Source organism: Bacillus sp. OV322 (assembly GCF_900112495.1).
In the GTDB taxonomy this organism is placed as follows: Bacteria; Bacillota; Bacilli; order Bacillales; family DSM-1321; genus Peribacillus.
Genome location: NZ_FOMA01000005.1, coordinates 451,843 through 470,856 on the forward strand (window position 1 = coordinate 451,843; position 19,014 = coordinate 470,856).

23 protein-coding genes, 1 pseudogene and 1 riboswitch are annotated in these 19,014 nt (G+C 42.4%); of the genes and pseudogenes, 4 read left to right on the plus strand and 20 right to left on the minus strand.

Going from position 1 to position 19,014, the window contains the following annotated elements; all coding sequences use genetic code 11:
• Nucleotides 1-75: 75 nt before the first annotated feature.
• The 10 genes and pseudogenes from BM126_RS15015 to BM126_RS15060 form a co-directional block, all read right to left on the minus strand.
• Nucleotides 76-1,278 (minus strand): thiolase family protein, encoded by a 1,203-nt coding sequence (locus BM126_RS15015; RefSeq protein ID WP_177201455.1) that lies wholly within the window; start codon nt 1,276-1,278, stop codon nt 76-78.
• A 13-nt stretch (nt 1,279-1,291) separates the two neighbouring features.
• Nucleotides 1,292-2,164, minus strand: coding sequence for a 3-hydroxyacyl-CoA dehydrogenase (locus BM126_RS15020; protein ID WP_090990250.1), 873 nt, complete (start codon nt 2,162-2,164; stop codon nt 1,292-1,294).
• Nucleotides 2,165-2,240: 76 nt separating this feature from the next.
• A complete protein-coding gene (locus tag BM126_RS15025; protein WP_090990251.1) occupies nt 2,241-3,017 on the minus strand; it encodes an enoyl-CoA hydratase-related protein in 777 nt (258 codons plus the stop codon).
• A 9-nt stretch (nt 3,018-3,026) separates the two neighbouring features.
• Complete coding sequence (locus tag BM126_RS15030; RefSeq protein WP_090990252.1) at nt 3,027-3,803, minus strand: enoyl-CoA hydratase-related protein; 777 nt, start codon at nt 3,801-3,803, stop codon at nt 3,027-3,029.
• Nucleotides 3,796-4,101 carry an EthD family reductase gene (locus BM126_RS15035; RefSeq protein WP_090990253.1) on the minus strand — a complete coding sequence of 102 codons (306 nt, stop codon included), beginning with the start codon at nt 4,099-4,101 and terminating at the stop codon, nt 3,796-3,798. Before BM126_RS15035 ends, BM126_RS15030 begins: the two co-directional genes overlap by 8 nt.
• Nucleotides 4,102-4,130: 29 nt before the next feature.
• Nucleotides 4,131-4,631 carry a 1,2-phenylacetyl-CoA epoxidase subunit PaaD gene (paaD, locus tag BM126_RS15040; RefSeq protein WP_256213117.1) on the minus strand — a complete coding sequence of 167 codons (501 nt, stop codon included), beginning with the start codon at nt 4,629-4,631 and terminating at the stop codon, nt 4,131-4,133.
• Nucleotides 4,632-4,664: 33 nt separating this feature from the next.
• Complete coding sequence (paaC, locus tag BM126_RS15045; protein WP_090990255.1) at nt 4,665-5,486, minus strand: 1,2-phenylacetyl-CoA epoxidase subunit PaaC; 822 nt, start codon at nt 5,484-5,486, stop codon at nt 4,665-4,667.
• Entirely contained in the window at nt 5,483-5,842 is a 360-nt protein-coding gene (gene paaB, locus BM126_RS15050; protein WP_256213118.1) for a 1,2-phenylacetyl-CoA epoxidase subunit PaaB, read from the minus strand. The genes paaC and paaB overlap by 4 nt, the downstream gene beginning before the upstream one ends.
• A gap of 14 nt (nt 5,843-5,856) precedes the next feature.
• Nucleotides 5,857-6,828, minus strand: a complete 972-nt coding sequence (paaA, locus tag BM126_RS15055) for a 1,2-phenylacetyl-CoA epoxidase subunit PaaA (protein ID WP_090990256.1) — start codon at nt 6,826-6,828, stop codon at nt 5,857-5,859.
• Nucleotides 6,829-6,868: 40 nt separating this feature from the next.
• Nucleotides 6,869-8,207: pseudogene (locus tag BM126_RS15060) on the minus strand (phenylacetate--CoA ligase family protein).
• Nucleotides 8,208-8,545: 338 nt separating this feature from the next.
• Here BM126_RS15060 and BM126_RS15065 point away from each other — a divergent pair.
• From BM126_RS15065 to BM126_RS15075, 4 genes are all read left to right on the plus strand, one after another.
• Nucleotides 8,546-9,529, plus strand: coding sequence for a S8 family peptidase (locus BM126_RS15065; protein ID WP_090990257.1), 984 nt, complete (start codon nt 8,546-8,548; stop codon nt 9,527-9,529).
• A 115-nt stretch (nt 9,530-9,644) separates the two neighbouring features.
• Nucleotides 9,645-10,049: a heme-copper oxidase family protein gene (locus BM126_RS15070; protein WP_090990258.1), complete on the plus strand. Its 405-nt coding sequence runs from the start codon at nt 9,645-9,647 to the stop codon at nt 10,047-10,049.
• A 21-nt stretch (nt 10,050-10,070) separates the two neighbouring features.
• The gene (locus tag BM126_RS22480; protein ID WP_177201450.1) at nt 10,071-10,217 is read left to right on the plus strand and encodes a hypothetical protein; all 147 of its coding nucleotides are present in this window, start codon (nt 10,071-10,073) and stop codon (nt 10,215-10,217) included.
• Between the two features lie 146 nt (nt 10,218-10,363).
• Nucleotides 10,364-10,741, plus strand: coding sequence for a hypothetical protein (locus BM126_RS15075; protein ID WP_090990259.1), 378 nt, complete (start codon nt 10,364-10,366; stop codon nt 10,739-10,741).
• A 22-nt stretch (nt 10,742-10,763) separates the two neighbouring features.
• On the opposite strand, the gene BM126_RS15080 is transcribed toward BM126_RS15075, so the two are convergent.
• From BM126_RS15080 to BM126_RS15125, 10 genes are all read right to left on the minus strand, one after another.
• A complete protein-coding gene (locus BM126_RS15080) occupies nt 10,764-11,081 on the minus strand; it encodes an MGMT family protein (RefSeq protein ID WP_090990260.1) in 318 nt (105 codons plus the stop codon).
• A gap of 221 nt (nt 11,082-11,302) precedes the next feature.
• A complete protein-coding gene (gene thiE, locus BM126_RS15085) occupies nt 11,303-11,971 on the minus strand; it encodes a thiamine phosphate synthase (RefSeq protein WP_090990261.1) in 669 nt (222 codons plus the stop codon).
• Nucleotides 11,952-12,782 carry a bifunctional hydroxymethylpyrimidine kinase/phosphomethylpyrimidine kinase gene (thiD, locus tag BM126_RS15090; RefSeq protein ID WP_090990262.1) on the minus strand — a complete coding sequence of 277 codons (831 nt, stop codon included), beginning with the start codon at nt 12,780-12,782 and terminating at the stop codon, nt 11,952-11,954. The genes thiE and thiD overlap by 20 nt, the downstream gene beginning before the upstream one ends.
• A gap of 15 nt (nt 12,783-12,797) precedes the next feature.
• Nucleotides 12,798-13,625, minus strand: a complete 828-nt coding sequence (gene thiM / locus BM126_RS15095; RefSeq protein ID WP_371261454.1) for a hydroxyethylthiazole kinase — start codon at nt 13,623-13,625, stop codon at nt 12,798-12,800.
• On the minus strand, nt 13,606-14,601 hold the full coding sequence (locus BM126_RS15100) for an ABC transporter substrate-binding protein (protein ID WP_090990264.1): 996 nt from the start codon (nt 14,599-14,601) through the stop codon (nt 13,606-13,608). Before BM126_RS15100 ends, thiM begins: the two co-directional genes overlap by 20 nt.
• A gap of 23 nt (nt 14,602-14,624) precedes the next feature.
• The gene (locus BM126_RS15105) at nt 14,625-15,398 is read right to left on the minus strand and encodes an ABC transporter permease (RefSeq protein ID WP_090990265.1); all 774 of its coding nucleotides are present in this window, start codon (nt 15,396-15,398) and stop codon (nt 14,625-14,627) included.
• Nucleotides 15,367-16,158: an ABC transporter ATP-binding protein gene (locus BM126_RS15110; protein WP_256213119.1), complete on the minus strand. Its 792-nt coding sequence runs from the start codon at nt 16,156-16,158 to the stop codon at nt 15,367-15,369. The genes BM126_RS15105 and BM126_RS15110 overlap by 32 nt, the downstream gene beginning before the upstream one ends.
• Nucleotides 16,142-16,813: a thiaminase II gene (gene tenA, locus BM126_RS15115; RefSeq protein WP_090990267.1), complete on the minus strand. Its 672-nt coding sequence runs from the start codon at nt 16,811-16,813 to the stop codon at nt 16,142-16,144. Before tenA ends, BM126_RS15110 begins: the two co-directional genes overlap by 17 nt.
• A gap of 3 nt (nt 16,814-16,816) precedes the next feature.
• Entirely contained in the window at nt 16,817-18,106 is a 1,290-nt protein-coding gene (locus tag BM126_RS15120; protein WP_090990268.1) for an acetylornithine deacetylase, read from the minus strand.
• An 89-nt stretch (nt 18,107-18,195) separates the two neighbouring features.
• A riboswitch (TPP riboswitch) is annotated at nt 18,196-18,298 on the minus strand.
• Between the two features lie 122 nt (nt 18,299-18,420).
• Nucleotides 18,421-18,984: a nucleotidyltransferase family protein gene (locus BM126_RS15125; RefSeq protein ID WP_090990269.1), complete on the minus strand. Its 564-nt coding sequence runs from the start codon at nt 18,982-18,984 to the stop codon at nt 18,421-18,423.
• Nucleotides 18,985-19,014 lie beyond the last annotated feature (30 nt).

The following is a 19,014-nucleotide window of genomic DNA, read 5'->3' on the forward strand; positions in this document are numbered from 1 at the left end:
GTCAATACATCATGACAGCTGCAGTATATATCGATACTTTCGTAATCCTTCATGACTCATTAACTAAAGCTAACACTATATCAGTTCAATTACGGTCGCAATTCCCTGTCCAACACCTATGCACATGGCAGCAAGGCCAAATTTTGTATTTTCCCTTTTCATTTCATGTACAAGAGTTGTCAGAATTCTTGCACCGCTGGCCCCAAGCGGATGGCCGAATGCAATGGCGCCTCCATTTACATTTACCTTGCTTATATCTGCTTCGAGCTCCCTTATGCACTGAAGAGATTGAGAGGCAAATGCTTCATTCAGTTCTATTAAGCCAATTTCTTTCATTGATAGTGATGCACGGAACAGTGCTTTCTTGGAAGCAGCTACAGGTCCCAGTCCCATTATGGATGGATCAAGTCCGCTCACTGCAGAAGACCTGTATTTGGCAATTGGCTTAATGCCGAGTTCCCTGGCTTTAGAAGCACTCATTACGAGAAGGGCGGAAGCACCATCATTGATCCCGGAAGCATTTCCAGCAGTTACTGTGCCATCCTTGAAAATTGGCGGCAGCATGCCCAATCTCTCCAGGGTCGTGTCAGGACGGATATGCTCATCTTGATCTACCGTTTGTTCAATGCCTTTTTTATTTTTATATGTAACAGGGATAATTTCTTCCTTTAATTTGCCTTGAAGGATGGCTGCTTTAGCTTTCTGCTGGCTTTGAAACGCAAAGGCATCTTGATCTTTCCTTGTCACTCCGTACCTTTTTGCCACATTTTCTGCTGTTTGGGGCATTGAATCTGTACCGTACATATTTGCAAGCTTGTTATTAATGAATCTCCAGCCAATAGTAGTATCCAGTGCTTCAAAGCTTCCGCGCGGGAAATCCGTATCTGGTTTAGCCATGACAAATGGTGCCCTTGTCATGCTTTCAGTCCCTCCGGCAATGAATATATCGCCTTCACCTGCTTTAATGGCACGTGAAGCATAAATGAATGCATCAAGACCTGAACCGCATAGCCGATTGATTGTAGTGCCAGCGACTTCAACCGGCAATCCGGCAAGCAGGGCGGACATTCGTGCGACATTCCGGTTATCCTCTCCAGCACCATTTGCATTGCCAAAGACCACATCTTCAATTTCACCCAAAGGAACAATGGGATTTCTGTCTGCCAGTGCCTTAATCACAATGGCACCAAGATCGTCCGGGCGGACATCTTTAAGTGCGCCCTTGTATCTTCCTATAGGAGTCCTGACTGCATCGACAATTACCGCTTCTTCCAAGATCCGCACCTTCTTTTCATCGCTCTATTTTTGTACCGTCACTTCCGTATTCAAATACTCCTTTGCCTGATTTTCTTCCCAGCCTTCCCGCTTTTACATACTGAATGAGAAGAGGTGCAGGACGAAACTTTTCACCAAGCCTGCTATGAAGGTAATTCAAGTTATTGAGGCGTGTGTCAAGCCCTACCAGGTCTCCCAGTTCGAACGGTCCCATCGGATAATTCAGCCCTAATTTTATTGCTTTATCAATTTCTTCAGCTGTCCCGATTCCTTCTTGAAGCATCAAAAATGCCTCATTGCCGACGAGGGCGCTGATGCGGCTTGTAACAAAACCGGGAAATTCATTCACGACAACGGTTTCCTTTCCCATCCCCTCGGCAGTTCTTCTTATTGCCTCCGAGGTTTCATCGCTTGTTTCCAGCCCTTTTACAATTTCAACAAGAGGCATTTTATGCACAGGATTAAAAAAATGCATGGCGATTACTTTATCTGGCCTTTTAGTAAAAGCCGCTATTTCAGTGGGGCTCATCGTAGATGTATTCGTTGCAAAGATGCAATCATCTTTCGCAAACTTTTCCATTTCCTCAAATACTCTCTTTTTTATTTCCAGATTTTCCGTAACTGCTTCTATGATCAGATCAGCATTTCTAACTGCATTTTCAATGCTGGCTTGAAAAAACAGGCGCTCCAAAGCAGAAGATTTTTCAGCTTCGGAAATTTTTTTTCTTTGAATTCCTTTGAAAAAAATCGCTTCTATCTCTCTTTTCGCACTTTCCAAGGCTGAATTCTTACTATCGGCAAGCGTGACAGTAAAACCAGAAATTGCTGCTGTGCAGGCAATTCCCCTCCCCATGACACCTGAGCCTATAACCGCAATGTGTTCAATCATCTGACTCTCCTTTCATATAAAGGAAGCTAGTTGTAAAAGCAGAGCATTTGCCCATGATTTTCTGCTCGCTTTTTGTTCATCTTCCCTGAAAGTGCGGCTTCCTTTTTTCGAAAAAGGCAGCTACTCCTTCTCTGTGATCTTTTGACAGCCCTGCAATCCTTTGAGCTGAGGCTTCCTTTGAGAGCATTTCATCAAGTGTGACAGAAAAGCTTTCATTCATATATCTTTTAACAAGCCCGATGGCAAGGGTTGGCATTAAAGCCAGCCTTGCAGAAAACTCCTCTATTTCACTCTTCCAATAATCCTCGGATATAAGTCTTCCTGCTATTCCCAGGCTCCTTGCTTCCATAGCTGATATTTTTTCTCCCAGCACAGCAATTTCCATCGCCTTTGCTCTCCCTACCACTCTCGGCAAAAGATACAGCAGCCCGGAATCAGGAACAAGCCCGATATTCATAAAGGAAGAAACGAAGCTGGCTTTTTCTGAAACTAGCATAAAATCGCAGATAAGCGCTAAACTGAATCCGGAACCGGCACAAATACCGTTAACGGCCGCGATGACAGGTTTTTCAAGATTAGCAATGGCAGAGATTAAGGGATTATACCTTTTTCTCAGTATTTCTCCATGATCGGTTTCTTCACCAAGTCTCTGTATGTCTTCGCCTGCACAAAATGCCCTGCCTTCTCCAGTAATGACAAGGCACCGGGTATTCCCGTCCCGTGAGGTTTCCTTCAGGGCCTGAAGCATTTCCATATGCATTTCTTCAGTAAATGCATTCAGCCGCTCGGGCCTGTTTAATGTCAGCCATGCCACACCATTGCTTCTCTTTTCAAACATGATGTTTTTATACATACCCAACCCTCACTTTCCTTTAAAAGAAGGCTTTCGTTTCTCAATAAATGCTTTCATGCCCTCTTTTTGATCTTCACTTGAAAAGAGCATATAAAAATTTTTACGTTCAAACTGCATGCCTTCCTGCAGCGGATAGTCGATGGCCTTGATTACAGATTCCTTGATCAGGCGAATGGAAAGAATGGGCTGTTCGGCAATCTTTTCAGCAAATTTCAGGCTTTCTTCCATCAAAAGCTCACGTGGCATTATTTTTGTAAGAAGCCCATATGAATAGGCTTCCTGTGCGCTCATCAAGTCACCAGTCCACAGCCATTGAAGGGCCTGTGCCCTTCCCAGCGCTTTCGTAAGCCTTTGGGTCCCGCCCGCACCAGGCATAACACCCAGATTTACCTCAGGAAAACCAAACTTTGCATCCTCTGCAGCAAATAGAACATCACAGCAAAGTGCAAGCTCGAATCCCCCGCCCAAAGCAAGACCATTGATTGCACCGACTATAGGCTTCTTTATGGAAATGATATGGTCCCAATCTTTGAATTGATTTAAGAGTTCAAGTGAAATGCTATCTTTATCCGCCATCTCCGCAATATCCGCGCCAGCTGCAAAAGCCCGGCCATTTCCAGTCAGTAAAAGGACTTTTATTCTTTCATTCTTCTCAAATTCAAGGAAGGCCTGTGCCACTTCAGAGACCATTCGGGTGTTCAAGGCATTAAGTACATTTGGCCTATTAAGCTTTACAATGCCCATGCTTCCCCGTATCTCTGTTTCAATAAATTCGCTATTAATCATTATTTTCTTCACCGAACATAAACGTCACAATGTCCCCTGCAAACTTCATGACATCTTTGCCTGAAGCCTTGGACTCTTCTGTCCGTGAAGCCTCTTTAAAGGCTTCCTTGCTTTCATAGTACATTTCGCATAATAAATAAAAATCACTTTCACCCATTGGTGAACCGGTAATTTTAGTAATGCGGAGATCCTGAAGCCCAGGAATTTTTTTAGTTAAAGGGATATGTGTGCCATAATAATATTCATCAAAGCTTTCTTGGTTTTCAGGTTTTTTGAACAAAGCCATCATTTTAAACATATTATCTTCTCCCTTATCGTTTATAAATTTTAGAGGTTTACAGAAATAAACTTCATTGCTTCAAAAGGATTTTTGCAAGATTTGCAATATAAAATACTGCGGCAGGCAGTTGAACCAAAAATATTTTCAATGGTGATGTAAGGCGAGCTGCAGTATGGACAATTTACATGCCAGGTGCCATCTTCTTCCAAATATTCTGGGGGAGGGGCAATTCCGTTCTTCTTCAAATTCTCCCTTCCGGAAAGTGAGACTCTGTCTGTTGTCCAGGGAGGATGGAATATAAATTCTGCATATGCTTTTTCCACGCCGTTTAGCTTCAGGATTGCTTTTTCAATGTTCTTTCGAATGATTTCAAGCGCAGGACATCCTGAGAAGGTTGGAAGAACTTCGATTCTGGCTGTTCCATCTTTAAAAGAGACACTTTCGATCATACCTAGATCCAGCAGGCTTACATTGGGGATTTCCGGATCATACACAAACTTCATAGCTTCCCAAATTTCTTCTTCCATACTATTGTTTGGCCGAGTCATATAGCATCATTGCCTCCTGCTGGGGTATTTGCCTTACCACACAGCTTTCTCATCCATTCTGTAAACCTCTGAAAGTGTAACTAATGCCTTCTCCATATCGGCTGTATGCTCTCCTTCGCGCCCATTTCCGGATATCATCCCATAAGAATTTCCATGGGCAAGCTGCACTTCTTCAAGAGATTTAGCAGCTAGCTTTGAGAACCGGTTTTTCAATATGGTACAACTTTCAATCAAGCCATATTGGACCATCTGACCTTCCAAAGGGCCAAGTGTCAGCAAACCTTCAAGTTCGTTCCATACCCTGCTGACAGCTGCAATCATTCTTGACCTTGCTTCACCGCCGCACATTGTCAGCTGTTTAAACCAAATGCCCCAATGCATCAGGTGATAATGCTGTTCCATTTTAATTTTTACAGCTGCATGTGATAGAGGCTGGTAAGATGAATGTATAAGTGACTCAAGCTTGATTTTTTTGTACATGTCATAAAAATAATGGCGGACTACCGTGAACGCCCAGTCAAACCTTGGTTCCTCCAGATATGTGCCGCTTCCGTTCACAAGCTCTAAAAGAATGGCATTCCTCCTTTCTTCCGGAGGTCTTTCGTGTGCCAGGGCATCTATGCTGCCGGCGCCAAGCTCGCTCAAAAGCTGATAATACAAGACTGCATGCCCCATCAAATCCTGGCTGATGGATGAAAAAGCTACATCCTCCTCGATATGTGGAGCAAGCCCGAGCCATTCTGATCCCCGGTAGGAAAGGATAAAATCATCGTCCGCCAGCCCAAGCAGCAATTCATTAAGGGCTTTGTGAAAGCTTTGATCATTTTTCGCGTCTGCTGCTGTCTTTATAATCATTCTTTATTTTCACCCCAGGACAGTATTTCTTTTTCATCGAGCATGTTTTGTTCATAGCCCCGCCACTTTTTCTTGAGATAGCCATATCCCTTTGCTGTCCGGTAATCTTTATTATCAAGACGCGGCAAAACTTCCCTTTCTTCTTCGGTCATTTTTCTTATACTGGAGCGTTTGACAACCCAAATATCTGCAGCAGGTTCTCTTCGCATGAAGTTTTCCCTGGCTAAAATCAAGGCCATATCATGGTTTGGAGCCAATAAACTAAATTGATGCTGCATATTAGAGTTAGGTGTTCTTTTACTGAATATCTCAAAGACCTCGTAAAATGCCGTGGAATTGTTTTCTTTACCCTCCAATGTGACCCTCCTATTTATTGCGCCTTTTGATTTTCAGGTGTTAATGCTTCCAGTACCCAGCTATTGTTTTCATAGGCAAGTTTCCTTAAGCGCAGCCTGTCTTGTGACTTGGGCCCTTTATTTTTGACGATTCGCTTAAATTCCTCCCAATCAGGCTGCTGGTATAACCATTTCCCTGATTCCTCATCAAATCTCATGGTTTCATCAGGAAGCTTTAATCCGATTGACAGAGCTCTTGGAATGTATTTGGTGAAAAAGTCCTGCCGCAGCTGTTCGTTCGTTTTGGTGCGGATTTTATATTTAATTGTTATATCCTGCTTTGATCCCCCTGTAGTATCGGCAATGGCTGGCCCAAAAAACATCAGCAACGGGTGCCACCACCTGTTAAAGGAATCCTGAACCATCTGTTTTTGCTCCTTGGTTCCCTCTGTCATGGCCAGTATGATCGATTCCCCGTGCTGGGCATGAAACACTTCTTCCGCGCAAATACGCTGAAGTGCCCTGGCATACGGACCATAAGAGGCACCGAGCATGTTCGTTTGCGTAATGATGGCTGCCCCATCAACAAGCCAGCCAATAATTCCCGCATCTGCCCATGTCGGAGATTCCATGTGAAAAACATTGTGAAACTTAAGATTTCCGCTGAATAAGTCTTCCATAATATCCTTGCGGTTCTTGCCAAGAGGGGCAAGTAAATCCTCTGTAACTCTAAGCAATAGCTGGCCATGTCCCATCTCGTCCTGCACCTTGGCCATAATGCCTAATTTCCTTCTTAATGTGGGTGCCTTTGGGACCCATTCCTTCTCAGGAAGCGCACCCATAATCTCGCTGATTCCATGCATGGATATCAGCTTTATCAGTGTGTGGCGGTATTCATCCGGCATCCAGTCGTCTGCTTCGATTTTTTCTCCGTTTTCAATTTTCATCATGAACCGATGAAACTTATCCTCTTCAGAAATCCTTTCAGAATAAGCAGTGCCTTCCATGTAATTTCTCCTTTCCATGCGTTTTCACTTAAACTCTTTATCACTGAAGCGGCTGGCTGATCAGTTCCTTATTTCTTAAGTCAACAATCCGGACAGCTTTCCCCTCAGATCTTGGAATGGTACCAGGAGATAATATTTTAACCTCCATATTTACCAGACAGGAATTTTTCAACCGGACCTGGATGGCCTCCGTTAAATCCTCAGCGGCTGTACAGTTCAGATTTCCCTTCATTTCCAAGTAGGTGTCCTCAGTGATTTCAGCATACAAAATTACGTCCTGGCGTGATCCATTTGGTTCGATAACCAGCTGATAATACGGGGAAGACTGCTTAAATTGCATCAGGCAGTGCTCAATTTCTGAAGGATAAACGTTAACCCCTCTGATAATGAGCATATCGTCTATCCGGCCTTTGACCCGGGACATTCTCATTGTCGTTCTTCCACACTTGCATGGCTCTCTTGTAATTGAAGCAATATCACCCGTCCTGTAGCGGATAATCGGAAAAGCTTCCTTCTGCAAACTGGTAAAAACCAGTTCACCGGCAACTCCGTCTGCAACGTTCTTCATTGTGACCGGATCTATTACTTCTGCATAAAAATGATCTTCTGCAATATGCAAGCCATCTTGCGCTTCATGGCATTCAGCCGCAACTCCAGGACCCATTACTTCACTAAGCCCATAAATATCACAGGCCTTGATATCCAGTATATTTTCTATTTTATTTCTCATTTCCTCTGACCATGGTTCGGCGCCTAATATTCCGTATTTTAACGAAGTAGCTCTGGGGTTTTTACCCATCTCAAGCATTTTTTCCGCGATATTCAAGGCATAAGAAGGCGTTGCACAAAGAATATCAGGCTTCAGATCTTCAATTAGCGTGATTTGCCGCTCAGTATTTCCTGCTGATGCCGGGATTACAGCAATTCCGAGCTTTTCGGATCCGTGATGAAGGCCAAGGCCGCCGGTAAACAGCCCATATCCATAGGCATTATGAAGAACATCATTTGGGCTTCCGCCTGCAGCTGCTATAGCACGGGATACGATTTCCGCCCAGCTTTCTATATCCTTTGATGTGTATCCGATAATGGTGGGCTTGCCGGTTGTGCCCGAAGATGCATGGATCCTCAATAAATCTTTTCTTTCAGCCGCCAGCAGCCCGAAAGGATAGTGATTTCTCAAATCGTTTTTTTTCTGTAAATGGCAGCTTTTTTATATCAGAGAAATTCTGAAATTGGCCTGGGTGGAATCCGTTCTCCTCCATTGCCTCCCTGTAAAAAGGAATGTTGTTAAAAACACGCGATAATGTCGTCCTTAAACCTTCCAGTTGCTGCTCTTCAATGGATTTCCGATCGGCCGTTTCGATTGCATGGATAATCATCAGCATCTCCCGCTTTCGTTTAGTAATCGCTTACATAATCGTATAACGGTTTTTACTCGCCTGTTATTTTTTTGTTATGTTACTACAATCTTACTGCCAGAAACGATTTTATGTCAATATATTCTGAAAATTTTAATCTACCTAATGTATTTTATTTCGATGACCTCTGTAAAGATAGACGAACATTCATTTCCAAAACTCTTTTTGCTTCATAACATATTAGATGCACTTTCCATTAGCGATTCATTTGATTGGTTTTATATTTGGATAGCTTGGGCCAAGAATTCAAGAAGGTTTTTCTTTATCTTCAGTGCTGCATGCAAAAGGAGCTGATATAGATGTCATTTTATAAATTAATCCCTTTCAAGCCGGAGGGAAATTTAACGGATGTTTTCGAAGTGCCTCCAGGAATTAAGCTGATAAAGGCTTCCTCTCTCTGGAAGGAAGGATATAAAGGGGAAAATATTGTTGTTGCTGTCATTGATACAGGGTGCCAGGCATCACATCCCGATTTAATCGGACAAGTTATCGATGGCTGCAATTTTACAGGAGATTATGAAGGCGCACCTGAAAATTATAATGATAATAATGGTCATGGAACACATGTAAGCGGCATAATTGCTGCAGCCGGGAACTCATTAGGCGTAAAGGGTGCTGCACCTGGGGCGAAAATTTTAGCTTTGAAGGTTTTAGACGCTAAAGGAGAAGGTAACGATGAGAATATCGCTGCAGCCATAAAATATGCTGCTAATTGGACAGGCCCTGCTGGAGAAAAAGTAAGAGTCATCTCAATGTCTTTAGGAGGCCCGGAAGATAATCCTCTCGTGCACGCAGCAATAAAACACGCCGTATGGAAAAACATACTTGTAGTTTGTGCTGCGGGAAATGAAGGTGACGGATCTGCTTCTAAAGATGAATACAGCTATCCTGGGGCATATCCGGAGGTTGTGGAAGTGGGTTCTGTTAATTTGCTGCAGGAAATTTCCTCTTTCAGCAATTCTAATAGTGAAGTAGATTTGGTGGCTCCAGGCGAGCAGATTTTATCAACCTATCCTGTAAACTCTTATAGAGTCCTGTCTGGCACTTCAATGGCGGCGCCGCATGTATCTGGAGCTGCAGCGCTTATTATTGACAAGTTCGAAACAATCTGGAAACGCAAGATCACAGAACCGGAAATTTTTAATTTACTCATGCAGCATACGGTGACTTTAGGCAATCCGAGAAAGGAAGAAGGAAATGGCATGATTAAATTAAATACACCAAAAAAACAAAAGCTTCGATCTCTTCTTCAAAATATAATTAAGCAGGTCTCCAGCAAGTAATCAGTTTTCAATCATTGTTAATTCCCATTAATTCATTAATTTTTCAGAATATATTGATTTTTAATGAAAACTATTCATATAATCTAATTATCCTAGGACCTTTGGAGGTGTTTTAATGGGCATCAGATTTTTGAAAATCTCGGTCATCTACTTCTTAATTGGAATTGGCTTTGGCATGTTCATGTCTATATCCCATAAGTTTCAATATGCCCCAACACATGCGCATATTAATTTATTAGGATGGACTTCACTGGCATTATCAGGACTTATTTATGCACTGTACCCTGCACTTGCAGAAAAAAAGCTCGCTATATTTCATTTTTGGCTTCATAATATCGGACTTCCTGTTATGATGCTTGGCCTTATTTGGCTGGAATCGGGAAATTCCTCTGTAGAGCCTCTCATTGCAGCCGGTGCAACAGTTATGAGCCTGGGAATCATTTGCTTCACTGTCAATGTGCTGAAAAATTTAAAAACCTCATCAGAGCAGCCGGCAAAAAGTAAGATTGTTTCATATTAAAATAAGATGGAGCTGAAAAACTTGGAAGATAAGCCGAATTATTATGATGGAAGCGGAACCCTGATTGTGGATTCTAATACATCCCCAGCAACTAAAATAATGGAATTCACACCGCTTATCAGGGCGAGCATAAGCTGTAATCCTTACGGAGCAGAGCCGGAAAAATAATTTTTGATATCATTACATTTGTTAAAAAGGCATAGAAATTCAGCGGATTTCTATGCCTTTGTTTTTTATGTTTATAGTCATTTTGAATTTCAGAACGCATTAATTTAGCTGCAGTAATAAATTAAATTACAAACGGTGGTGGAAATGTGATTACAGCAATTATTGGAAGTGCCGCTTTTTTTGCTGTCGCCTTTTTATACATACTTTTAGCTCTGGGTTTCCCATTCGGAAATTTGGCCATGGGCGGAAAGTATAAAGTAATGCCTAAAAAAATGAGAGCTGCATGTGCCTTTTCAGCCTTAGTTCAATTGGCGGCTATCGTGTTTTTACTTCAGGCAGGCGATATCATCTCGGCGGATATTTCAAAAAATACGGCCAAAGGAGCCTGTTACTTTTTTGCATGCTATTTATTAATAAATACGATTTTGAATGGGATGTCCAAAAGTAAAAAGGAAAAGCTTGTCATGACACCATTATCATTCCTGACAGCCATTTGTTTCTTTATCACTGCTTTGAATAGTTAAAAACTTGCAGGGTTTACAGCATTTAAAAATGTTCAAAGGGATTATATTTGTGTTTTTCTAAATCTATTGTATTCGGAGCAATAAATGTAATACCCTCACATTCCAGGTTTAATCGCTGTTCATTGCTTTGGGAAGAATCCTTAAATCCTATTTCCCCTTTGACATTCAATACACGATGCCAAGGAAGGCCATGCTTCCCGGATAACGAATGAAGAATCCGGACGACCTGCCTTGCTCCTCTCGGACTTCCTGCAAGGCTGGCAATCTGACCATATGTCAGGACTTTTCCTGCCGGGATATTTTGAATAATCGTTATGACTTTTTCAGTAAATGGCTTCATATTCCTCTCCGTATCATCCTTTATGTTTTTTCCTGATAAAATGTTTGATGGGAGTTCTGCCGGAAACCCGTTTCACTCTCTAGTACTAAATATAACGTAAAGGACTTTCTGAAGGAAGGAATAGCTGCTGCAAAAATTATGGAGCTTAATGTTAGCCAAATTTCAAAGAGAAAAAGCACCAAACTCCTGAATTAACTGCTTTTGCCTTTTTCTTTTACCTTTTATAGATCGTTTACACTGCTTACTTCATTCCGCAACTCTTCGGCAGCTTTCTTTGCAGATGCTGCATGAGTGATCCCCGTGATGACAGAGACCCCATCACCGCCATCTTCAATAATTTTCCCGGCATTTCCCGGACGGATCCCCCCAATCCCTACAATCGGGAGAGAAATCCCTTTATTCCGGATAGCTTTGATTAGTTCTGTTCCACTTGCGGCTTTTGCATCCTTTTTTGTGGCTGTTTCATAAATGGGGCCGATTCCTAAATAATCTGCTCCATCATGGATGGCTTTTTCCGCTTCTTCTAACGAGTGAACAGAAACCCCCATTAATTTGTCTTTTCCTATCCGTGCCCTTGCAGCTTCTGCAGAATCATCATCTTGGCCGATATGTATTCCATCAGCATTAATTTTCAATGCTAATTCTATGTCATCATTTACGAGAAATGGAATGTCCTTTTCTCTGCAGATTGCCTGCAATCGTTCTGCAAGCATTACTTTGCTTTTTTTGCTTAATGAACCTATTCCTTTTTCACGATACTGAAAAAGGGTCACTCCGCCCTCGATTGCTTCCGCTAAAATCTCTTCTGGATCTTTCATGCAATTTGTGCTGCCCATAATCAGATAAACTTTCAGATATTCCCGTATTGATTTAATATCTTTTTTTATCATAATCTTGTTCTCTCTTTCTATGCTGATAGGCCCAATGATTTGTAGGACCGTGGCCCCCGCCAATGAAAAGAGTTTCCTCAATTGCCGCCTGGATAAATAATTTTGCCGTCCTGACAGCATCTACTACATTTGAGCCCTTGGCCAACTCTGCGGCAATTGCGGATGAGAATGTGCAGCCCGTTCCATGTGTATGTCTGGTGTTTACCCTGCTGCTTTCCAGGTAGATAAAATTCAGTCCGTCATACAGCAAATCAATCACTTTCCCCCCTGATTCATCATGTCCGCCTTTAATGACGATAAATTCAGCCCCCATTTCAAAAATCCTCTTTGCAGCTAATTCCCGTTCATGTAAAGAAGCAATAGTGCTTCCGGTTAATGCTTCTGCTTCGGGAATATTAGGAGTAACTACCTTGGCGAGTGGAATCAAGTGATTTTCCAGGGCATTAACTGCTTCCTGCTGCAATAGAGATGCTCCTCCTTTTGCAATCATTACCGGATCTACAACAAGGTTTTTCAGTTGATATTCTTTCACCTTTTCCGACACTTCTTTAATAATTTCACTGCTGAAAAGCATGCCTGTTTTCACGGAATCAGCTCCCATGTCTAATGCGATGGAGTCTAATTGATCACTGACTGCACTGGGCGGAAGAGGATAGACTGCCTGGACTCCATACGTATTTTGCGCTGTTACGGCTGTTATGGCAGACATACCGTAGACTCCAAGCTCCTGAAAGGTCTTGATATCAGCCTGAATGCCTGCCCCGCCGCTGCTGTCAGAACCAGCAATTGTTAAAGCTTTATATCTTGTCATCTTTTTAATCTCCCTTCACTCGATTACACGGATTTTTTGTCTTTCTTCCAGCTCTTTTATAGAAACCTTTGATAACTGATTGAGAAATTCAATTTGGAAACTTCCTGGACCGTTTTCCTGCGTTTTCCCGGCAGCCAGCTCAGCTGCCACCCCGTAAAAAGCGCAGGCCTCTGCAGCTGCTTTCAAAAGATTGACAGATGAAGCAGCAAAAGCTGCTGTTACAGAACTTAGCAGGCATCCTGTCCCAGTTACCTTTGTTAAAATAGGGTGTCCATTCCCGCACTTGTAGACAGTAGTTCCATCTGTAATCACATCTTCTTTGCCTGTAATCACGGAGATGCATCCAAACTTCCGGGCAGTCTTCCTTGCCAGGTTTGTAACGTCCTTTCTTCCCTCGCCTGCATCGACACCTTTTATGATCCATTCTTCACCAATTAAATGGGAAGCTTCAGCTGCATTTCCTCTAAGTATCGCTACCTGAACTTCCTGAAGGATTTTTCTTGCTGATTCTGTGCGATAAGGCGTTGCTCCTGCCCCGACCGGATCAAATACAACCGGCACTCCATGTTCATTGGCAGATTTCCCTGCTATAATCATGGACTGAACTGCCCTTTCATCAAGTGTCCCCATATTTAACACAACGGCACTGGATATTTTCGCCATATCTGCCACTTCTTCGTGTGCATGGGCCATGACAGGTGAGGCTCCCATGGCCAATAATCCATTAGCTGTAAAATTGGTAACAACAGCATTTGTAATATTATGAATTAGAGGATTGTCCATTCTAACTTTTTCTATCGTATTCATTCTGCTCTCTCCCGTTTCATATGTTTTTAAATGCATCGCTTGCTTTGATATTTGATTTTATTACTTTACTGTCATGAAGCCACTTTGCTACCCTGTCCCAGGATGAGGGTTCTTGATAGCCAAACGGCCGTTTTTTTGCATCCATCAAAGGCAATAAAATGTTCAGACTTTTGGTTTCAATATCTTTTTCAAGCGGAGAAGTTTTTTCTTCATGCTTTAATAAAATAGATAATCCCTTATCAGGGTTTTTTTGTACAAATTCCTGCCCTTTATTAATGGCAGACATGAATTTTTTATAAACACCCGTTCTTTCTTTTAGCCCTTTATCACTGGCTACAAGCACCAGCTCATAATAATCTGGAACTCCATAGTCTGAAGGATTAAAGCTTCTCACGTTGTGTCCTTCTTTTTCCAGCAGCAGTTTTTCGTGATTGACATATCCGCCAATCAAGCCATCCGTTTTCTTGGCTGCTAGCGCAGGGATAAGATCATAGCCGACATCTGCCATTTTCACCTTCTGCGGATTCCCTCCATCATTTTTTACCATAGTATGAACAATTGCTTCATCCAGCGGGATAGATGGGTAGCCAACCAATTTCCCCTCTAAATCACGTGGAGATTTCACTTTGCCGCCTGCAGGCACGAGCAGTGTATTTAATGGATGCCTGACTATTGCGCCGATTGATTTAACCTGTATATGTTGTGACCTGGCTATAATGACCTCTGGCTGGTAACTGATTGCTAAGTCCATTTTTCCGGCAGCGACCAGCCTTAAGGGGTCGTTTGTATCTGCCGGCATTTTAATATCCACATCTAGCCCTTGTTCTTTAAAATAACCCTTCTCTTTTGCTGCATATAAAAACGAGTGAACGGCATTTGGATACCAATCCAGCATTAGACTCACTTTCTGTAAATGATTATTTGACTGCTTCTTTCCTGCCTGATTGTCATCTGAGCAGCCGCTCATCAGGGTAAGGGTTAGTACCAAAAAAAGAATACAAAGTTTTTTCATCAATATCGTTTCCTTTCGTTCAATTAGCTGTCTGCATGAAAATGATGTTTAAGTACTTTTTTTTCAAAAACTGTGATCAGAAAAAAGAAGATCATACCAAGAAGGGAGAGAAGAAAAACAGAAGCGAAAACGGCATCCGCCTGCAGGTTTCCAGACATTCTGCGGCTAAAATATCCAAGTCCCGCACTTCCCCCCAGCCATTCGCCAATCGTTGCGCCTACCACGCTGTACACGGCTGCCATTTTCAAGCCTGATAAAAACATGGGCAATGCAAGCGGTATCTCCACTTTCCTAAAAATTTGAAATCTTCCGGCGCCCATTGTCCTAAGCAAGTCGCTGTATGACCTTTGTCCCACCCTTAATCCATCGTATGTACTGACGGCTATAGGAAAAAAAGCAGTCAAAAAGGTTACAGCCACCTTTCCCCAGATGGAGTAGCCAAACCACATAATGAAAATCGGCGAAATCGCAATAAGCGGAACAGTTTGCGAAATAATTAAAAAAGGGTAGCAGATTTTTTCCAGCGCTTTTGAAAAGTGCATGGCTATTCCCAGTAAAATCCCCCCTGCTGCAGAAAGAAGGAATCCGATTAGCACCTCCTGCAGAGTGACAGTCACATGCTGCAGCAAAAGCGCGTCGTTTTCATGAAGCGATGTAAAAATGGCAGAGGGTGCCGGAAGAATAAATGAAGGAATATCACCCTTTTTCACAATCCACTCCCACAGACTGATAAAAATAATCGCTGCAAGTATAAATAAACCATAATTATTGCTCCATTGTTTCCATTTGCCCTTCATGCTGAATCAGCCTCTCCAGTTCTTTTCTTTTTTCCAGAAAAAGCGGATCGTATATTAAATCCGGAGTTCTTGGCCTTGGAAATTCAACTTTTATTTCTCTAAGGCTGCGTTCCTTTTTGCCAAGTATATAAATTTTGTCGCTTAACAATATTGCTTCTTCGAGATCATGTGTGATAAATATAACGGTTTTTTCAAGCTCTTCCCATAGATCCAGCAGCCAGGTTTGCATACTGCGTTTTGTCATTGAATCTAAAGCGCCAAAGGGTTCATCAAGCAATAACAGGTCTTTTCCTGTCATGATTGTTCTTAAGAAGGCAGCTCTTTGCTTCATCCCCCCTGAAAGTTCATGAGGATAAGCATTTTCATAGCCGGTTAATCCAAACCTGTCAATCCATTCCGAGATTTGTTTTATGCTTCGTTTTTTATCTGACCGGGAAAGTTCCGCTGGCAGAAGCATATTCCCCATCAATGTCCTCCACGGCATGAGCAGATCTTTTTGCGGCATATATCCTACCTTTCCAAGAATTTTTTTAGTTACCACACCTTTTATTGCAACACTCCCACTAACAGGCTGAAGCAAGCCTGAGATCAGTTTAAACAGAGTGCTTTTTCCTGAACCGCTGGCACCTATGACCGAAACAAACTCTCCTTGCTTTACTTTCATGGACAAATCAATAAAAATAGGATTTTTGCCTTTTTCAGCGGGAAAGGAAAATGACAGGTTTTCTATTAACAGCATATAGTCATACAGGCCAATCATCTCCTTTGTATACACTGTCCCAGAACAAATATTCAAAGCGTGAGGATGTTATAAAAAGATTAGTGAGATTCTCAATTTCCACTTTGGGCTGTCCATCTGCCAGAGAATCCAGGAGATTGATCAGCCACTTTGCAGACTTGCCGAATTCCTCGGAAGCATACATTGTGACCCATTCACCATATAATGGATGAGTATCAGAACCAGGATATTTTTCCTTAAGCATGTTTCCTATTTCCCAGTAGCTCCACATACATGGCAAAAGCGCGGCAGCTAATTCTGCAAGTGATCCATTTTGTCCTGCATTCAGCATGAACCCTGTATATGCAAGGTTTATTGGGGTGGGTGAGGAATTCTCCAAATCACGGCTGCTTATTGCAAATTCTCTCGCGTATTTCCGGTGCAGCTCCATTTCGCTGTGCAGTGTTTCATTCAGGATGGCGGAAAACGCACTCATCGTCTGGACATCCCGGGCTTTTAAAACCCCTAGTGCAAAAAGTCTGCTGTACTCAATTAAAAAGATATAATCTTGCTTCATATATCTGACAAAAACTTCTTTAGGCAGCTCACCGGTGCCAATACCAGCAATAAATGGATGGTGGTGTGTTTTTGCCCAAATTTCCTGGACTTTCACATGCATGATATGAGTAAATGTCATTCATTACCCTCCTTTTTTTGTATTGCACCATTTCGAAATGAATAATGCCATGACCTTCATAAAATCGATTAATTGCCGGAATTCTATTTTTTCGTTTACTGCATGTGCGTCTACAAGCTTTCCAGGTCCAAAGATGACTGCAGGGATACCTTTATAGCCAAACCAGCCAGCATCATTTACAGACGAAGACATACCAGTACGAGGTTTCTCTGCTAGCTGCTCGCTGTATGATGACATTAGAGTTTGAGTTCCTATATGATTCAGGTCAAGCTCGAGTGAAGGAAAAATTTCTCCCCTCTCCACAAGCATGGATTTTCCTCCCCACTTAAAAACGGGCATATTTTCACTAAGCCATGGATCAGAAGCAGCCACGCGCCTTACATGATTCTCTATATCCATTGTGACTTTTTCATGATTTTCATCTGGATAGAAATGTACGGTAATCCAGAGTGAACACCTATCTGCAATGAATGCAGCATGCCTTCCTCCTTCAATAACTGCAGGATTTATCGTATTAGATCCGGGAGGAAAACCAGCATACGACTTTGTCACAGCCCAGTGGCGTTCCAATTCCTGAAGGCTTTCAATAATCTTCATCATCTTTTCAATGGCACTTGCACCGAAAATCCCTCCGCCTGCAGTATTCATCCTTGACCGGAGTCCGTCATGAAAAGTTTCTTTGCCCTGAATGGTTATCCAGCCCGTTATAACACCTCCTTGTCCCTGAATATGCATATCACTTGTATCAGCAACAATAGCAAAGTCTGCTGTATAGCCCCTCTCGATGCAGGAAAGTGTGCCAGTCTCTCCTGCCTCCTCACCAGTAACAGATTGAAATTGCAGATCGCCATTGAGGGGAATGTCAAGCTCTTTTAAGAGCTTAATGGCCATCAGGGAGGCAGCGATACCTCCTTTCATATCTGCGGCCCCTCTGCCATATAAATACGGCCCTTTCTGGGTTACAGTAAAAGGATTATTATCCCACCCGGAAATATCCCCCGTTTCCGCCACATCCACATGCCCATTAATAATTAAGCTGTTATATGTATTGCTTGATTTTCCCGGCAAGATGCCAGCAATGTTCCAATCGCCGGGATAAAGCTCCCACTTCTCTGTTTGAAAGCCGAGTTCTTTTAAGTAGCTGTCCATATAATCCTGGATGCTGGCTGTGTTTCTGGCAGGGGGGCTAATTGTCGGAAAAGATATGAGCCGGGTTAAAAGCTGAAGCAGTTCCTCGCTCTTTTCTTCAGCTTTTTGTGAAATAATGCTGGCTAATTCGCTGTAACCTTCCATGTTATAACTCTCCTTCTTTTGAAATATGAAAAAGCCCGCTCCTGATATAGGGAGCGGGCGGAAAGGCAATGCCAATATAAAAGATGACAAAAACGTTTCTTTCAGCTTCCCTACGCTGGTATGATCCAGATCAGGTTCAAAGGGTGTAGAACGTGTGTTCAGTCTCAGCCAATGGCTCCCCTAGTGAAATTCGTACATATGTAATTTTACATTATGAAAAACATTTTATAATGCCCTTTAATGTGTGTCTAAGATAGCATACTAAAAAAAAGTTGTAAAGAATATTTCTTTTTTAGTGCACTTGTTTTCCCGTTTTATTCAGCTGAATATCTTATGTCTGGCCATGTTTGATCCCAGCCTTTTTTAGTCCTGCGATCCTTGTATACCTGATGATATGGGCCAGACTTTGAAAAAAGGGGAGTTGGCCTCACCTCTAGTGCCAGCAGGTCGTTAACACCCCATGGTGCAGCCAGTTCAACTTTGCCTTTTTCATCGAATCGGACTCCCAGTGCAGTGGCTGTTTCAGGAAAATTAGACATGGCCTCATATGATGAGGAATATGGCTCCATGTGATTCACTTTATGCATCCTGGCTTGATTTTTAACAGACCAGGGCAAATCAGGCAGAATTTCGCCAAGCCTCAGCTCCAGCTCTTTTTCGTAATCTTCTTGAATATTGGTTTTATCAAAATAAATCACATCTATATCAGGAAGCTGCGTTTTTATTGTATAGCAGTGCAGCACATCCCAAACCTTTGAGCGGACAAAGCCTGCACATATCCACCAATCAGGCAGGTTAAGCTGCCAGGCGGCCTGCAGTACACTATGCATCCAGGAATCTCTTTCAACTAAAGTAACAATGTCCTTCCCGCTTTTCATCTTTTCTCTCCTTTCTTGCAAATCGTTGGA

Coding starts and splice junctions, on each gene's coding strand:
- paaA (WP_090990256.1), bottom strand. CDS start 6,828: ATGGAAGGCACTGCTTATTCTGAAAGGATTTCTGAAGAGGATAAGTTT.
- paaC (WP_090990255.1), bottom strand. CDS start 5,486: ATGATTATAAAGACAGCAGCAGACGCGAAAAATGATCAAAGCTTTCAC.
- BM126_RS15080 (WP_090990260.1), bottom strand. CDS start 11,081: ATGAAGCCATTTACTGAAAAAGTCATAACGATTATTCAAAATATCCCG.
- BM126_RS15105 (WP_090990265.1), bottom strand. CDS start 15,398: ATGAAGGGCAAATGGAAACAATGGAGCAATAATTATGGTTTATTTATA.
- BM126_RS15125 (WP_090990269.1), bottom strand. CDS start 18,984: ATGAAAAGCGGGAAGGACATTGTTACTTTAGTTGAAAGAGATTCCTGG.
- BM126_RS15100 (WP_090990264.1), bottom strand. CDS start 14,601: ATGAAAAAACTTTGTATTCTTTTTTTGGTACTAACCCTTACCCTGATG.
- thiM (WP_371261454.1), bottom strand. CDS start 13,625: ATGCATTTAAAAACATATGAAACGGGAGAGAGCAGAATGAATACGATA.
- BM126_RS15110 (WP_256213119.1), bottom strand. CDS start 16,158: ATGATTGGCCTGTATGACTATATGCTGTTAATAGAAAACCTGTCATTT.
- BM126_RS15070 (WP_090990258.1), top strand. CDS start 9,645: ATGGGCATCAGATTTTTGAAAATCTCGGTCATCTACTTCTTAATTGGA.
- paaD (WP_256213117.1), bottom strand. CDS start 4,631: ATGACTCGGCCAAACAATAGTATGGAAGAAGAAATTTGGGAAGCTATG.
- tenA (WP_090990267.1), bottom strand. CDS start 16,813: ATGACATTTACTCATATCATGCATGTGAAAGTCCAGGAAATTTGGGCA.
- BM126_RS15030 (WP_090990252.1), bottom strand. CDS start 3,803: ATGATTAATAGCGAATTTATTGAAACAGAGATACGGGGAAGCATGGGC.
- BM126_RS15020 (WP_090990250.1), bottom strand. CDS start 2,164: ATGATTGAACACATTGCGGTTATAGGCTCAGGTGTCATGGGGAGGGGA.
- BM126_RS15025 (WP_090990251.1), bottom strand. CDS start 3,017: ATGTATAAAAACATCATGTTTGAAAAGAGAAGCAATGGTGTGGCATGG.
- thiD (WP_090990262.1), bottom strand. CDS start 12,782: ATGACAAGATATAAAGCTTTAACAATTGCTGGTTCTGACAGCAGCGGC.
- BM126_RS15065 (WP_090990257.1), top strand. CDS start 8,546: ATGTCATTTTATAAATTAATCCCTTTCAAGCCGGAGGGAAATTTAACG.
- BM126_RS15035 (WP_090990253.1), bottom strand. CDS start 4,101: ATGTTTAAAATGATGGCTTTGTTCAAAAAACCTGAAAACCAAGAAAGC.
- thiE (WP_090990261.1), bottom strand. CDS start 11,971: ATGATAAAAAAAGATATTAAATCAATACGGGAATATCTGAAAGTTTAT.
- BM126_RS15120 (WP_090990268.1), bottom strand. CDS start 18,106: ATGGAAGGTTACAGCGAATTAGCCAGCATTATTTCACAAAAAGCTGAA.